This is a genomic window from Shewanella sp. 30m-14 (assembly GCF_052977125.1).
Window position 1 is genome coordinate 1 of record NZ_JBRILW010000010.1, and the last position, 15,273, is coordinate 15,273.

At 43.6% G+C, this 15,273-nt stretch carries 12 protein-coding genes, 1 pseudogene and 1 riboswitch; of the genes and pseudogenes, 4 read left to right on the plus strand and 9 right to left on the minus strand.

Going from position 1 to position 15,273, the window contains the following annotated elements; translation table 11 throughout:
- Both ACVBIU_RS09200 and ACVBIU_RS09205 read left to right on the plus strand, forming a co-directional pair.
- Window positions 1–840, plus strand: an 840-nt coding sequence (locus ACVBIU_RS09200) for an SEL1-like repeat protein (protein ID WP_447163598.1), incomplete at its 5' end; no start/stop codon positions are given.
- Between the two features lie 457 nt (window positions 841–1,297).
- Window positions 1,298–1,468 (plus strand): annotated as a pseudogene (locus tag ACVBIU_RS09205) (IS110 family transposase); the annotation flags it as partial.
- A 31-nt stretch (window positions 1,469–1,499) separates the two neighbouring features.
- Here the strand turns inward: ACVBIU_RS09205 and ACVBIU_RS09210 are convergent.
- The 6 genes from ACVBIU_RS09210 to ACVBIU_RS09235 all read right to left on the minus strand — a co-directional run bounded on the left by ACVBIU_RS09210 (window position 1,500) and on the right by ACVBIU_RS09235 (window position 8,059).
- Window positions 1,500–1,712 (minus strand): hypothetical protein, encoded by a 213-nt coding sequence (locus ACVBIU_RS09210; protein ID WP_447163599.1) that lies wholly within the window; start codon window positions 1,710–1,712, stop codon window positions 1,500–1,502.
- A 142-nt stretch (window positions 1,713–1,854) separates the two neighbouring features.
- A complete protein-coding gene (locus ACVBIU_RS09215; RefSeq protein WP_447163600.1) occupies window positions 1,855–2,538 on the minus strand; it encodes a hypothetical protein in 684 nt (227 codons plus the stop codon).
- Between the two features lie 1,351 nt (window positions 2,539–3,889).
- On the minus strand, window positions 3,890–4,456 hold the full coding sequence (locus tag ACVBIU_RS09220) for a LemA family protein (RefSeq protein ID WP_447163601.1): 567 nt from the start codon (window positions 4,454–4,456) through the stop codon (window positions 3,890–3,892).
- A 147-nt stretch (window positions 4,457–4,603) separates the two neighbouring features.
- The gene (locus tag ACVBIU_RS09225) at window positions 4,604–5,866 is read right to left on the minus strand and encodes a DUF3137 domain-containing protein (protein ID WP_447163602.1); all 1,263 of its coding nucleotides are present in this window, start codon (window positions 5,864–5,866) and stop codon (window positions 4,604–4,606) included.
- Complete coding sequence (locus ACVBIU_RS09230) at window positions 5,853–7,232, minus strand: DUF3137 domain-containing protein (RefSeq protein ID WP_447163603.1); 1,380 nt, start codon at window positions 7,230–7,232, stop codon at window positions 5,853–5,855. Before ACVBIU_RS09230 ends, ACVBIU_RS09225 begins: the two co-directional genes overlap by 14 nt.
- Before the next feature lie 248 nt (window positions 7,233–7,480).
- A complete protein-coding gene (locus tag ACVBIU_RS09235; RefSeq protein ID WP_447160561.1) occupies window positions 7,481–8,059 on the minus strand; it encodes a thymidine kinase in 579 nt (192 codons plus the stop codon).
- Window positions 8,060–8,438: 379 nt separating this feature from the next.
- Between ACVBIU_RS09235 and ACVBIU_RS09240 the strand changes: the two genes are divergently transcribed.
- Complete coding sequence (locus tag ACVBIU_RS09240; RefSeq protein ID WP_447160562.1) at window positions 8,439–10,571, plus strand: M3 family metallopeptidase; 2,133 nt, start codon at window positions 8,439–8,441, stop codon at window positions 10,569–10,571.
- 144 nt (window positions 10,572–10,715) lie between these two features.
- Here ACVBIU_RS09240 and ACVBIU_RS09245 read toward each other — a convergent pair whose 3' ends face one another.
- The 3 genes from ACVBIU_RS09245 to ACVBIU_RS09255 all read right to left on the minus strand — a co-directional run bounded on the left by ACVBIU_RS09245 (window position 10,716) and on the right by ACVBIU_RS09255 (window position 14,465).
- The gene (locus tag ACVBIU_RS09245) at window positions 10,716–12,296 is read right to left on the minus strand and encodes a Na+/H+ antiporter NhaC family protein (RefSeq protein WP_447160563.1); all 1,581 of its coding nucleotides are present in this window, start codon (window positions 12,294–12,296) and stop codon (window positions 10,716–10,718) included.
- A 78-nt stretch (window positions 12,297–12,374) separates the two neighbouring features.
- A riboswitch (Lysine riboswitch) is annotated at window positions 12,375–12,596 on the minus strand.
- A gap of 196 nt (window positions 12,597–12,792) precedes the next feature.
- Window positions 12,793–13,716: an electron transfer flavoprotein subunit alpha/FixB family protein gene (locus tag ACVBIU_RS09250; protein ID WP_447163604.1), complete on the minus strand. Its 924-nt coding sequence runs from the start codon at window positions 13,714–13,716 to the stop codon at window positions 12,793–12,795.
- The gene (locus ACVBIU_RS09255; RefSeq protein ID WP_447160565.1) at window positions 13,716–14,465 is read right to left on the minus strand and encodes an electron transfer flavoprotein subunit beta/FixA family protein; all 750 of its coding nucleotides are present in this window, start codon (window positions 14,463–14,465) and stop codon (window positions 13,716–13,718) included. Before ACVBIU_RS09255 ends, ACVBIU_RS09250 begins: the two co-directional genes overlap by 1 nt.
- Window positions 14,466–14,808: 343 nt before the next feature.
- Here ACVBIU_RS09255 and ACVBIU_RS09260 point away from each other — a divergent pair, with 343 nt between their 5' ends.
- Complete coding sequence (locus tag ACVBIU_RS09260) at window positions 14,809–15,201, plus strand: H-NS histone family protein (RefSeq protein ID WP_447160566.1); 393 nt, start codon at window positions 14,809–14,811, stop codon at window positions 15,199–15,201.
- Window positions 15,202–15,273: the final 72 nt, after the last annotated feature.

The following is a 15,273-nucleotide window of genomic DNA, read 5'->3' on the forward strand; positions in this document are numbered from 1 at the left end:
ATTAAATGGTATCGCAAAGCGGCTGAGCAAGGCGTTGCAGACGCGCAATATACACTCGGGACCATATATGATTATGGGATTGATGTACCGCAGAACAGACAAGAAGCACTGGATTGGTATTACCTGGCCGCAGAGCAAAATCATGTCGATGCACTTTATGCTATCGGCATGATCTTTCATTCAACCAAGGAAGATTATCCGGAAGCAATCTATTGGATTAGAAAAGCCGCAGATAAGGGCCTTGATGAAGCACAGTATGATTTGGCTAGAATGCTTTCTTTCGGGATAGGAATTGAGGAAAACAAACAGCAAGCGTTTATTTGGTATCTGAAAGCCGCAGAGCAAGGCCATGTTGCAGCCCAATTTTATGTTGGTTCTGCCTATGATTTTGCGCAAGGAGTTGCAGAAAACAAAGCAAACGCTTTTGTTTGGTATCAGAAGGCGGCTAATGAGGGGTATGCAAAAGCCCAGTTTTACTTAGGCTCAATGTACGAGCTCGGGGAAGGTACGACAGTTAACAATGCGACAGCCATAAGGTGGTATTTGAAAGCGGCAGAACAAGGGCTACCCGATGCGCAGCATAGCCTTGGGGTGATGTTTGAACTGGGCGATGGAGTGGTCAAAAACATGCCTGAAGCAATAACATGGTACACGGCTGCAGCCAAGCAAGGAAATGCTGAATCACAGTATGTATTGGGCACCATATATGAATCGGATAAGAGTGAACCACTGAATCTACATATTGCAGACATGTGGTATCAAAGTGCAGCGGCGCAGGGACATCAGAAAGCGCTAGAAGCGTTAAAGCAAAATTCCACGGAACCTCGCACAGTGCATTGATGCGCATTGATGTCTGGTGTTTCGATTTGACTAACAAGCCACCCATTATAAATCCGAACTCATTTCTGGACAAAAGTCAGTTGGAGCTTGCAACTCGACTAGCCCTTACAGCGATATCAAACTTCGTTTGATTACAAAGCCCCAAAAGACTCGATATATTTTGGTTAAGAGTGGCATCCAACAAAAGTGGTTCCAATGGCCTGCGGCCAGCGCATGTGCAGACACTTCTGAGACTCGCTGCAAGCACGTCCATGTGAGCTCAACGAAAACATCCATGTTTTCGACGGTCTCAGCTGTATCTACACCGAGTTGGAACAGCATAATCTTTAATGTTTAGAGTTACGGCTAAAGCTCTAGCTCGTTTTTGGACATAAATTGGTTAGAGTCAAAGCTCTTAAAGTGATAAGTCTCATTAGGGAAGGTATGGCAAGGCCATACACAGTAACGCCCCGCTTAAATGTCTGCAATTCAGTCTAATCCAGTTTTTAAAGAAACTTATCAGCAATTAGTGGCAGCAGGGAAGCCAAAGAAAGTAGCGATAATTGCGTGCATCCGAAAGATGGTTGTAACGTTAAACTCAATGCTAAGAGATGGTGTAATGTGGGAAGCGCCAAAAACTCAAATATAGCTATTGACGCCATAGTCTCTTGTTATATAAATTACCCGGGTAAATTTAGTGAAATATCAAATAGCTTAGAATCCATTTCTTCCAATTTATCTAGGTGCATTTTGCTGTGTGAGTGCTCTTTAGTCCAGTTAAGCTCTTCTTTAATCTCTGCGATGTCAGACTTAATTTCAAATAAAGCTTCAAGAATTCCCTCATTTAGAGATACTAATTGTTGTAGATATTGATTTGTTTCTTCATTCATCATAATTCTCCATTTTCACCATTTAAATAACGCCAAACTAAGGTGTTAACAACGCTAACACCTTACCTAAACCACTGTGCGATAAACACTAAAACAGACATGAAGTGAAAGCGCCAAGCGTTGTGAATCACTCTTAAATTTCTCGTTAGCCTTCAATTTCCAAGGACATTTGTTCGATGATTTTGTCTTTATATACGCCGTTTTCTAATGAATTAAGAAAAAAGTTTGTTACGTTCAACGCGACACGACAACACCACTCACAGAACTTCGTAGTTTCAATGCTATAAAGCCAACTATCTGCCTCATCGAATGTTTCTAGTACACCTATACTGACTAAATAATTTATTTGTGTCTTAGGCCGGGGATACTCTACGTTAATCGTAACTCCATTTTCGCCTATCACTCGCTCAGATATAATTACTTCTGGAGCACGATGTATGACTGCATTTCTCAGCTTCCTTAGGACTTCAAAATCTCGGTCTGGGTGAGAGTTAGGACGGAACTTCTGGCGTGAAAAGATACCCTTAGCTTTTTTATATTTTTGTGAAATCGAAACTTTATAAGCATCTCGCCCAGTTACGAGCCTTTTTAAATCGTCATACATTCGCCTCTCTCTATCAGATAACCTACCGCTGCAAAATAGTTCTCGGGAGCATAAAGACTCATTGATAAATGATTCGATAGTGCTAAATGAATACGTCAAACAGACAATTGCTAAGTCCGGATTATTGCGAATGTTATCTCTGGCATACTTTGCTATTGAATAAAACCGACGATGAGCGAAATGAACTTTTCTACCTCTAATAACCTTGCCTTTTAATTCTTCCACTTTCTCTCCTTGAAGGCTAACGTCTTATTATCCAGCGTCTCGGATAAATCCCTGCGATTTATTAAAAGAGTGTCAAAGCTAGCAATGTAAACTATTGATGTAAATAGGTTAACCTACTGATGCCAACAAGATGGTTGAATGTACTGCCCCCGTAAAGTAATGCAGAACATTTATCGGGTTTCTTGTAAGATTAAAGCGGAAATCTAACTGTATGATAAGAAATTGCTATTTCAGTTGTTAAAAATTTATCGATGCAATTATTTCACTTTCTAGCGTTGATAAATCTGTCTGATTCATCAAGCTAATTATACCTGTATAGGATTACAGTTATTTGGGGTTGTTCTAGGAAGGTAGAATCGCAAGAATTGAGCTTAAAGAAAAAAGGACAGGCATAACTTATGATGTACGCAAAACCTTTCACATTAGCTTTTCTATGGACAAAGCTTTACTTGTGCCATTTACCATTTTAATTCGTGAAAATGACTTTGGGGCATTTCCAAGCTAGCAGTCAAACCTGCACGGCCCAAATGAAGGCACCAATTATCCGGTGTAGATACGGCCGTGACCGTCCATGACAGGGATGTCATGGCCGAGCTTCCAAGGATGGACTTGCAGCGTGTCACGGCAGTGTCTGCACATCCGCTCGCTGCAGGCGATTAATAACTCTAAAGCGACAATTTTAAATTAGCAGCCCTGTAGCCACAGCTCAGACAAAAAATGTAATCAGTCTTCATTCGAAGGCTAACGAGCTTTGGGGCATTTCCAAGCTAGCAATCAAACCTGCACGGCCCAAATGAAGGCACCAACTATCCGGTGTAGATACAGCCGTGACCGTCCATGACATGGACGTCATGGCCGAGCTTCCAAGGATGGACTTGTTGCGTGTCACGGCAGTATCTGCACATGCGCCCGCTGCAGGCGATTGGTAACGGTGAAGCGACAATTGAGAACTCGCTCCCCCGTAGCAACTTCCCAAAAAATGTAATCAGCCTTCATTCGAAGGCTAGCTAACTTTGGGGCAAAACTTAGCTACTGAACGTGCAGATAACACCAATTCCCCATCGGAGTTGCCGAGGTCATTGAAGAACAATCTCGTGATTGAGGCATGGATGCCGAAATAGCCTTAGGTGAGCCATGGACGGCGAATATGAGGCGATAGAGATTTTCGAAGATGAGTGAGGGTCAACAACTCCGTCGGGGCGTCATGGTGGATGCAAGGAGGATAAGGACGAGCAGTCCTCCTTGCCCAGGTGTGGGATGGAATCCCACGACGTTTATCAAGCGCAGCTTGATTGCTTAAGTTCAGGCGCAGCCTGATACCCTACCTAGGGCTAAAACCCAGCCCAACGGGTTAAAGGTTAGGTTGATACTCAAACCCTGCTTGTGCTTCGCTATCACTAAAGCTAGCGATTTTTTGCTTACGCAACATGGTGCTGTTGATTAATGAGCCTGGGAACATCTCAATCGCATTGTTAAAGTCTTCTACGTTGGCATTGAAAATGCGAATTGCTGCGCCAATCTGCTCTTGTTGCTCACTTATTTCAGCCATCAGCTTCATGTACACATCAGAGGCTTTTAGCTCTGGATAAGCCTCTACCGTCACTTTAAGGCCTTGCATCAACTCATTAGTGCGCTGCTCCGCTGCGGCTAGCTTTGCGGTATCTACGCCGGCACTCATATCTGCAATCGCACTACGCAGCTGTGTCACCTGAATTAACACCTCAGATTCATGCAGTTTATACTGCTCAACTAACTGCTCTACCATAGGAATGATTTTATTCTTCTGGCGCTCTTGAGTCAGTACCGACGCCCATGCGCGATCTACCGCATTATGTTTACCAATAATGCCGTTATACACCATGATGATGGCAACAATGACCACAGCTACAATCACTAACCCGATAACTGAGATATCCATTTAGGTTTTCCTTTTCTATATTTTGATTAACTTGCTGATTCTTTATTTTAATTAGCTTTCAAAGCTTGCTTTTAAAAAATGAGATTTCAAATGCGTTTCCTGACTCACTTCTCTTTAGCCTTCAGTCTTTTATCATTTCAAAATGAACTACGCGCTGGCCTTAAAGTTATTGTCGCTAAAGCGCATCATTTCGTGGACTAATTCGAGCATTTGGTTCATTTGTTTTAACTCGGTATGGCCTGCTAACTCTTCTGCGAACGCTTTGGGGTTATCTAAACCGTGTACCCGCTTAATCGCTAACAGGTCATCACTCACCGCTAAACACAGCCTTCCTTGTTGGCCAAACTCTAGTACTGGCTTTTTCAACTGTTTAGCAAATACAGTGAGCTTTTCCTCAACCGCAGGCGACAGCAATCGTGCTGCGCTCATCAGCTCTTTAGCATGGACTCGATATTGGTGATTAAACACATTAGAAGCACTTTTATAGCGTTCTCCTCGGCCTTTAATGCCAAAGTCGTTGCTAATACTCATATCCTGAGCAAAAGGAAAATCTAATAACACACCATGGCGATAATAGCTGTCTCTCACCGTGCGAGTGGTGCTTTTACCATTAGCGTCGGTAGTCGTTTCAGTGCGTTTTATAATGTAGTGAAAACGATAAAGCTGATAATCGAATTGATGAATATCACCTTGATAAGTACTCTTGTATAAGCTTTGAATTTCTCGTAAATCATTACCGCGTTTAAACTCTTTAAAGCTGGCTTGCAACTCTTTAGCCAGCTTTTTGCCCTCAAATGGGACGGCTTGTAAGTTATTATTAAACAATGCATCTTTTAAAAAAATGGTATCTGACAGTTTATTGCGCCACTTCATGCGGCCTCTAAGCCACAGCAGCATAATTACGCCAACGACGCCATTATGTGCTGCAAAACCTGAGCTCGGATACCAGAAACCTAAAAATGAGGCTAAGGTTTCGAAATACATATTCCAATACCAATGCGGCCATTGCGGCAACAAATTCAGCGCCGCGCCCACTGCAGCCATCAATAGCATCCGTCCCCATTGTGGACCTGGGATAGGTAAGCGCTTCCCCTTGTCTTCAAAGAAGCGGGTTAATGATGCCAGCCCCAACATCGGATACCAGATCACACTGTAGCTCAATGCGCTTCTAAGAATGTGCATCACAAAATCAGGAACCACTAATCCCAGCTCGAAAGCCACGGGGAGCAAGGCAAAAAATAGCGAAATCGCGCAGAAAAAACGATACCAGTTATCTTGGTAATCTAACGGGCCTTGGTGATGCTCGACTCCATGCACTAATGCAATCAAGTCCTCTTGGCTTTTTGCTGTTTCAACATCGGTGCGGATCGCAGCAATATTGCGAGTCACTTGAGCGTTATAAGCCAGCATGAACGTTGAACTCCGTATCTTTTACTGCAGTTGCATGTGCAGCTTGTGTGGCGTTTGCATTGCTATTGCTAGCAACACTAATATCACTTACAAAACTGGTATCACTTACAAAATTGTTATCAGACAGACGCATGAGTTCATGGATCGCTTCGAGTAGCTTTTGCACCCGCTTTAGTTCGGTATGTCCGGCAATCTCCTTATAAAATTCATCTGGCGTTTCCAATGAGTGTTTACGTTTTTCAATAATCAGCTTACTGGTAGAGGCTATACACAAACGGCCATCAGTTGATATCTCCACCATAGGCGAGATGAAATTACGATTGAGTTTGAGTAATGCTTGTATCATCGCTGGGGTTAAAAAACGTGCCGCTGTTAACGCACCGCAGGCCTGCACCCGGTATATATCATTAAATGCATTCGATTCCGTTTGATACTTGTCCTGATACACTGAGCCTTTAAGTTTTACCTCATCCTCAGCATCCATGCATAAGCCTTTAGCAAAGGGAAAGTCGAGCAAGATGCCGTAGCGGTCGCGATCTTCATGCACGGTTTTGGTTTTATAGCCACCATTGCCATCTGAGCAGGTTTTAGTGCGTTTAACGGTGTACTGAAAGTGATAAAGCTTATAGTTAAAGCTGTGCTGCTCGCCTTGATATTGCCCTGCAAACATCTGCTGAATGTCACGCGTGCCACTGCCGCGACGAAACTCTGCAAACTGCTTTTCAAGTGCGTCTAGTTTGTCTTCAGGTGCTGGCTTAGTTTGTGTTAAGCCATTATTAAATAACGCATCACACAGGAATATTTTATCTGAAAGGTGTTTACGCCAATTGGCGCGATAATCTAACCATACCCAAGTGAGTGAACTGGCGATTACCAGTATAAACCACAGCGAAAACTGATGGTCATCAACTTCCCCCACGCTAATCACATAGCCAAAACCATAGATCACAGCCCAATAGATTTTCGGCCATTCAGGTACATATATTGTCACCAGAGCCATTGCTGCCACCAGCAGTGTAAAGTTAACTACCATAGGGACAGGCAGCCAGCCGCGCTCGTGGCAAAAACTGGCTAATAATGTACTCAGCGCGACAGGAAGCCAATAGCAAGAGTCATCAATCACTAACTTGGCTACGGGCTCAACTTGTTCATACCAGAGGCGCATAAATATCAAGACGATACACAAGACACAAGCGCTAACTAGTAACCACTTAACAGAGTGCGTTATCTTATCGCGGTAATCCAACGGTCCAGGATGCTGTTTAACTTGAGTGATGACCTCGAGCAGATCATCTTGAGAGATAGCGGCATCAACATCACTGCGTAACTTGGCAATGTGCTTGGCAACTATTTGGTTATGCTGCATTAAAATCCTTGTACAACCACAGACTTGGCAATAAAAAAGAGACGCATTATGCAGAATAAAAGCTAAAATTACAGCGGCTTAAATCACTATTTACAAAGTAGATACAGAATGAGTATTTTATAAAATATAAAACGCGTTACGGCGAGGTCCAGGGGTTGGTAAGGACTAACCTTGTGTAGGTTTTACTCATAAAAAAAGCCAACACTTTAACAGCGTCAGCCTTTTTTATTGTCTAAAAGCAGGACGAGTTAGTCCCAGAGAAACTCTCTAAAGTGCTTACGACAAACAGACTCATAACTCTCATTACCACCAATAGCAACCTGCTCACCTTCACGCATGGGTTTGCCATTGCCATCTAGGCGCACCACCATATTGGCTTTACGGCCGCAGTGACAAATGGTTTTAAGTTCTACAAGCTTGTCTGCCCAGGCGAGTAAATACTGACTGCCGCTAAACAACTCGCCTTGGAAATCTGTTTTAAGGCCATAACACAGCACGGGAATATCGAGTATGTCGACCACGTAGGTTAATTGCTTAACCTGCTCTTTGCTTAAGAATTGTGACTCATCAATCAAGATGCAGTGTAAAGTCTGCGCTTCATGACTAGTGCGTATCATGTCACTCAGGTTGTCATTACTACCAAAAACCTGAGCGTCCGTTTCAATACCAATTCGCGATGCAACTTTACCGACACCATATCGATCGTCAATTGACGCTGTCATCACTAAGGTATGCATTCCGCGTTCACGGTAATTATAAGAAGACTGCAATAACGAAGTTGATTTACCCGCATTCATCGCTGAGTAATAGAAATAGAGCTGCGCCAAACTAAGATCCTTAAAGGTGAATTCGCCGCTAGTTTATCACTATTTTCGATAAAAAATCATCTTAACAATATTGATTCAGTGAGTCGTGTCGCGAATAAAATAAGCCTTAACGCTCCCCGATAAAGCGCTCTACTTTTAAGCAACTTTAGCGGCTAATACTTACATTTCGCTTTAAACAGTTTGTTTTCACTACTTATTACATTTAAACGATGTAAAAAGCCGCTACAGGCAACGAATCACTCACTGTTCCAATATGTGACAAACACAACAAAACTCACACAAAATCCTGCACTGAAGCACAAAATCACTCAAATTAAGACACGTTTAATACGCAAATATTAGATTAGAAGCACAATTATAATAAAGGAAGTACAAATCTATGCATAAGACACTCATTGCAGCGGCTATTACCGCAACCTTAGCCTTGAGCGCTTGCTCGACCACATCAACTCAAAATAGCTCTGCGCCGATGGTGCAAACTCAAAATCCATTTCTACAAGCAAGTCAGCTTCAGTATGAAACCCCTGACTTTAGCAAGATCAATGATGAGCACTTTCAGCCAGCATTAGAACTTGGGATCAAAGACCATTATCAAGAAGTGTTAGCCATTGCTAACAACTCTGACGCTGCGACGTTTGAAAATACCATCATAGCGCTTGAAAAAAGTGGTGAGCTACTGACCCGTACATCAAAGGTGTTCTACAACTTAGCCGGTACAGACAGCAACCCAACACTACGTAAAGTGCAGGGTGAAATGGCGCCCAAGATGGCCGCTCACTCAGATAACATCAATTTGAATCCAGCATTATTCGCTCGCATCGAAACACTCTATAACCAGCGCGAAAGCTTAGGATTATCAGCCGAAGAAAATCGTTTAGTTGAGGTTTACTATAAGCGCTTTGTGCGCGCAGGCGCCAAGCTAACAGAAACCCAAAAACAGCAGATCAGAGTGCTGAACGAAGAGCAATCAACGCTAACCAATGAGTTTGCTCAACGTTTAATGCGTCTAACCAAAGAAATTGCAGTGGTTGTTGACTCAAAAGAGCAACTTGCAGGTTTATCTGATAGCGCCGTTAAAGCGGCTGCTAGCGATGCAGAAGCGAGCGGACATGCTGGAAAATATCAGTTAAATATCACCAATACCACGCGCCAGCCAGTACTGACTCAATTACAAGATAGAGAGCTACGCCAGCAAGTTTGGCAAGCATCTGCTAACCGTGGCCTTGAAGGGGAAAATGAAACGGCTTCATTAGTTGCCCGTCTCGCTCAACTTCGTGCCGAGCGCGCTGCGCTGTTAGGCTTTAATAGCTGGGCTGAATATCGCCTAGCACCACAGATGGCTAAAACGCCGGAAGCGGTTTACAAGATGTTCGGCTCTATGGTGCCTGCAGTGGTAAACAATACCGAAAAAGAAGCGGCAGACATCCAAGCGATGATCAATAAGACTGGCGGTAATTTTGAGTTGGCACCATGGGATTGGGCTTACTACGCAGAATTAGTACGCAAAGAAAAGTACGATTTAGATGAAAGTGCCATTCGCCCGTACTTTGAGTTTGACAGAGTACTAGAAGATGGCGTGTTCTTTACCTTAAAAGCGCTTTATGGCGTGAGCTTAACTCCGCGTCCCGATCTTCCTGTTTATCATGAGGATGTGAAAGCCTACGAAATGTTTGATGAAGATGGCACAAGTATCGCAATCTTCTACGCCGACTACTTCTCTCGTGAAGGTAAGCGCGGCGGAGCATGGATGAGCTCATTTGTTACCCAGTCAGAGCTACTTAACCAAAAGCCTGTTGTGGTTAACGTGATGAATATTAAAAAAGCGCCTAAAGGCGAGCCAACTTTTGTTAGCTACGATGAAGTCACCACCATGTTCCATGAAATGGGACACGGTACTCACGGCATGTTCTCTAAAGTGGTTTACCCTACACTTTCAGGCACGTCTGTATCACGAGATTTCGTTGAATTTCCATCCACATTTGAAGAAGATTGGGCAGCTCACCCTAAAGTGTTAGCCAACTATGCAAAACACTATGAAACTGGTGAGCCCATTCCTGAAGAGTTGCTAAGCAAACTTCTTAAGTCTCGTAGCTTTAACCAAGGCTTTGATACCTTAGAATATATGTCTGCTGCGCTGGTTGATTTAGAGTGGCACTCACTTAACGCGGATGCACCACTACAAGATGTGGCCAGCTTTGAAGCGGCAGCGCTTAAGAAGCACGGCGTAGATTTACCTGCTGTGCCGCCACGCTATAAGTCGACTTACTTTGCTCACGCCTTCCCGGGCGGATACTCTGCAAGTTATTACGCTTACATGTGGAGTGAGATTTTAGCTGCTGATGCGTTTGCCTACGTGCAAACACAAGGTGGCTTAAATCGTGAAATTGGCATGAAGTTTAGAAAGACTATCCGCGAAGTCGGTAATACCGTTGCGCCTATGGATGCCTACAAAGCCTTTAGAGGTCAAGAACCGACGACTGATGCATTGCTAGAGCGACGTGGCTTAAACTAAGCGCTATTGCGCTACAGAGGTCATACGCTGCCAGCTAAATTGGTTAGCCTAAAAACAAAAAATCCGCTCTAACTAGAGCGGATTTTTTATGGTTCTAATTTATCGAGGTGCAGCTTGCGCATATCTCAATAAGGGCTATTACCTTTATTGCTTACATTGAGAATCAGGTGAACATGCCTTGATCCGTAGCACAATAATACTGATCACAAACAATACGCTACAAGCGATTAAGCCCGCAGTAACCGATTCAGTAAAGCCGAGCACTAAGTAACCCACAATGCTGATCCCCGCAACAATTAATGCGTAAGGCAATTGCGTCATAACATGGTCAATATGGTGGCAGTTCGCTCCGGTTGACGACAAAATAGTGGTATCAGAAATAGGAGAGCAATGGTCTCCAAATACCGCACCCGCAAGCACTGAAGATAGCATTGGCAACATCATGCCAGTGTGACTTCCCATCGCCATATCGGCTGCAATTGGCAGCATAATACCAAAGGTACCCCAGCTGGTGCCGGTTGAAAATGCAGTCAAACCTGCAAGAATAAAGAGCACTGCAGGAAGCATCGCAAATGGAATGTTACCCGTTGCCAAGCTCGCCATGTACTTACCGGTTTCAATCTGTCCAATCACACCCGCAATGGTCCAAGCAAACAGTAAGATATAGATTGCAGGCAGCATAGACTTAGCGCCTTCAAACAGGCCTTTAGCAATCATAGACTTAGCCACGCCTTGATAGATGACTAATGCAAGCGTTACAACTAAGCCAAGCAAAGCACCAAAGAATAGCGATGAACCTACATCGGTATTTTCAAATGCACCAATTAGACTAAATTCTATGCCTTTAGCCGCTAATGCATCCCCACCACTGCTTACCATGAAGTAGAAAGTGGCAAAAACTAACACTGTGATTGGCAGGAATAAGCCAATAATCTTACCCGTATCCGCTTCTGGTAAACCAGAGTTAGCCCCAGGCGGTAACCCTTTAGACTCGTCGTATAAGTGGCCTTTTTGTGCGTTCAGCTCTTGCTGACGCATTGGGCCAATATCTAATCCCATTAACGCAACACAAAGCAGCAGTAACAATGCAAAGATCGCGTAGAAGTTCATCGGGATCATCTGTACGAATATGCTCAAATGCCCTGTATCGGCAAATCCATGTGCGGTTAGAATGCCGCCAATCAAGGCGATGATATAAGCCCCCCAACTTGATACAGGTGAAATAACGCAAATAGGCGCGGCTGTAGAATCAAGTAAGTAGGCTAACTTAGTACGTGAAATGTAATACCTGTCGGTGAGTGGTCGTGCGACACTACCAACAACTAAACTGTTGAAGTAATCGTCAATGAAAACCACACAACCTAAAAACATGGTGAGTAGCTTAGCATCGCGCTTATTACGAATATGAGTACGAGCCCAATCAGCAAAGGCTCTTGCTGAACCACTTACCGTGATCAACGCAGTGATCATACCCAGTACCACTAAGAAACCTAAAATATATAGGTTCCAACTATTTAAAGCACCATCGTCCCATACGAGAGACAGCACTTTAGTACTTAAATATTGACCCGTTTGCATTACAGAAAAATCGGTAAGCAGTAATGCTCCCAACAAAATCCCAAAACCCAAAGAGAGCAAAACACGACGCGTGAGCATCGCCAGTACGATGGCCACTACCGGAGGTAGCAGCGATAAAGCCGAATCGGCATAGCTTATAATTGTCATTTTTAATTTCTTCGCTAAATACGAATGGAGGCCGACTGAACTGGTGGGATATAGCAGTAGATATCTGATTACACCTGTCCTATCAGTAGCGCTCCATAGCCATATTAATGGTTCGTCATTAATATAAAAATTCTTATCTTCCAGATAAGAAATACTATGGCAGTGCTGTACCTATTTGGTTACAGCCCCAGCAACTAGCCCCGATATGCTATGTCACTTCGGCACTAAATCCTTTCTCGATAGATCAGCGGTATCACCCTACTTATCGATACTAATATTTAATGCACCTCTACTTCTCAGGACGCAATTTAAGGCTAGCTCAAAAAGCGTGACGGACATAAAAACATAAGCGGCTTTAGAGATGCTACTCTAAAGCCGCTTATCGTGACACAGATCACTAACAATACCCAGTACAACTCACAGCTATTAACAGTTTACCAAACTATTAAATACAATTGACCTTGCTGTAGCAGTAATAGGTTATACCAAGTTCCATTTACAGCAGTGCGATTAATTTTGGCACAGCTTCAAAAAGATCGGCTTCAAGACCATAATCTGCCACTTGGAAAATCGGAGCTTCTGGATCTTTGTTGATAGCAACAATCACCTTTGAATCCTTCATGCCAGCCAAGTGCTGAATCGCGCCTGAAATACCCACAGCAATGTATAAATCTGGCGCAACAATTTTACCGGTTTGGCCTACTTGTAAGTCGTTTGGTACGTAGCCTGCATCAACTGCCGCACGAGATGCGCCAAGCGCGCCACCTAACTTATCAGCCAGTTGCTCTAAAATAGCGAAGTTTTCACTATTTCCTAGCGCGCGGCCACCCGACACCACTACCGATGCACTGCCAAGCTCTGGACGCTCAGATTCCGTTAGGCTTTGAGTCACAAACTCTACCTGCGAAGCAAACTCTGGTGATAGTGTCACCAATCCAGCACTGCCGTCTGCAGCAACCGCGTCAAACGCGCTTGAGCGAACCGTCATGACTTTCTTGTCATCTAAACTTTGTACCGTCGCAAGGGCGTTACCCGCATAAACTGGACGAACAAAGGTGTCAGAACTCACCACTTCTATCACTTCAGAAAGCTGAGATACATCGAGTAACGCAGCAACGCGCGGCAACACATCTTTACCAAAGCTTGAAGCTGCAGCGAGTACATGTTCATAATCAGATGCGATGCTTATCATCAAGTCTGACACATTGTCCGCGAGGTGATTGGCGTATGACCCTGAGTCTGCAACCAAGACATTTCGCACACCAGCTAACTTTTGTGCTTCGCTTGCCACAGCACCACAGTTATGGCCAACGACTAATACGTCGATGTCGCCACCAATTGCCTGAGCACAGGCAACGACTTTAGCGGTATCCAGCTTTAGACTGGCGTTATCGTGTTCTGCTAATACTAAAATTGCCATTAGATCACCTTCGCTTCATTCTTTAACTTTTCAACCAACTCCTCGACAGACGCAACCATGACTCCACCACTGCGCTGGGCAGGTGGTGTGACTTTAACAATTGTCTGATGAGATTTAAGCGTGACGTCAAGATCTGCCGGCGTCAGAGTTTCAAGCGGTTTGCGCTTGGCTTTCATAATATTGGGTAACTTGGCATAACGCGGCTCATTCAGACGAAGGTCAGCGGTAACCACTGCTGGCAATGAAACGTTAACGGTCTGTAGACCACCATCAATTTCACGCGTCACAACGAGCTTATCGCCATCAAGTTTCACTTCTGAGGCAAACGTTGCTTGCGGCATTTTAGCGATAGCGGCAAGCATCTGACCTGTTTGGTTGTTATCACCGTCAATCGATTGCTTACCAAGAATAACCAGCTGTGCTTGCTCTTTTTGCTGCACGGCATGAATAAGCTTAGCGATTGATAACGGAACCAAGTCTTCATCGGTTTCAATATGGATTGCACGATCGGCGCCCAATGCAAGTGCGGTTCTTAACTGCTCTTGCGATGCTTTAGGGCCAACACTTAATACGACAATTTCAGAGGCGCTTCCGGCTTCCTTTAAACGAACGGCTTCTTCAACGGCAATCTCACAAAAAGGGTTAATGGCCATTTTTAGGTTTGCGGTATCAACACCAGTATTGTCAGCGTTAACCCTGACTTTTACATTGGCATCGACGACACGTTTAACTGGCACCAATACTTTCATAGGGCTTCCTTCTTACGTCTCTTTTAATGATCGGAATTAAGTAACCTAGCAGCAATATATGCCCAGCAAAGATTACTGAAATTAGGCTCACTTTACGTGCTGTTAACGTTAACGTCAACCGAGTTTCAAACACCTGTTCACTCTAGTTGACACTAGATAACATTTGCTTGTATTAATCAGCATAAAAACATTTATTAACTCGCAATATTAGTCTCATTATTCATATTAACCATATTCGATATAAATAATTCAAAAATAATATTTGCTCCGAAGCTAAATAGTTTCTATTATTTAACTCAATAATCTAATTCCCCATTTCATTCTTAATTGGACCCGAATAATTATGAGCGATTTTCTTGAAATATTGACCCATGGTCGTCGTTTTAAAGCAGCAGTTAAAGAATTATCACTGAATGATTTAAAAGAGCTGTCAGTAAAGTTAGAAAAAATTATTGAAGAGAAAGCTTCTCAACAAGCTGAAGAGCAAGAAGCAATGGCTGAGCGTAATGCCAAAATCGAAGAGATCCGTAAGCAAATGGAAGCTATCGGATTATCTGTTGATGATATTGGTGGAGCAGCAGTGAAAGCCGCTCCTAAGAAGCGTGCTCCTCGCCCAGCTAAATATCAAATTGAAGTTGATGGCGAGATGGTTCAATGGACTGGCCAAGGTCGCATGCCTACCGTATTTAAGAATCAACTTGAAAACGGCCGTACTATGGAAGACTTCTTGATCTAATTTCAAGTCTACCGACTAAAGCCCTGCTATATGCAGGGCTTTTTTGTTTTTACGTTAATAATATTACATTGG

What these genes read in the sequence shown, in the direction of transcription:
- ACVBIU_RS09225 (WP_447163602.1), bottom strand. Translation starts at nt 5,866, where the DNA reads ATGCTGGCTTATAACGCTCAAGTGACTCGCAATATTGCTGCGATCCGC.
- ACVBIU_RS09260 (WP_447160566.1), top strand. Translation starts at nt 14,809, where the DNA reads ATGAGCGATTTTCTTGAAATATTGACCCATGGTCGTCGTTTTAAAGCA.
- ACVBIU_RS09245 (WP_447160563.1), bottom strand. Translation starts at nt 12,296, where the DNA reads ATGACAATTATAAGCTATGCCGATTCGGCTTTATCGCTGCTACCTCCG.
- ACVBIU_RS09230 (WP_447163603.1), bottom strand. Translation starts at nt 7,232, where the DNA reads ATGCAGCATAACCAAATAGTTGCCAAGCACATTGCCAAGTTACGCAGT.
- ACVBIU_RS09220 (WP_447163601.1), bottom strand. Translation starts at nt 4,456, where the DNA reads ATGGATATCTCAGTTATCGGGTTAGTGATTGTAGCTGTGGTCATTGTT.
- ACVBIU_RS09240 (WP_447160562.1), top strand. Translation starts at nt 8,439, where the DNA reads ATGCATAAGACACTCATTGCAGCGGCTATTACCGCAACCTTAGCCTTG.
- ACVBIU_RS09255 (WP_447160565.1), bottom strand. Translation starts at nt 14,465, where the DNA reads ATGAAAGTATTGGTGCCAGTTAAACGTGTCGTCGATGCCAATGTAAAA.
- ACVBIU_RS09210 (WP_447163599.1), bottom strand. Translation starts at nt 1,712, where the DNA reads ATGATGAATGAAGAAACAAATCAATATCTACAACAATTAGTATCTCTA.
- ACVBIU_RS09250 (WP_447163604.1), bottom strand. Translation starts at nt 13,716, where the DNA reads ATGGCAATTTTAGTATTAGCAGAACACGATAACGCCAGTCTAAAGCTG.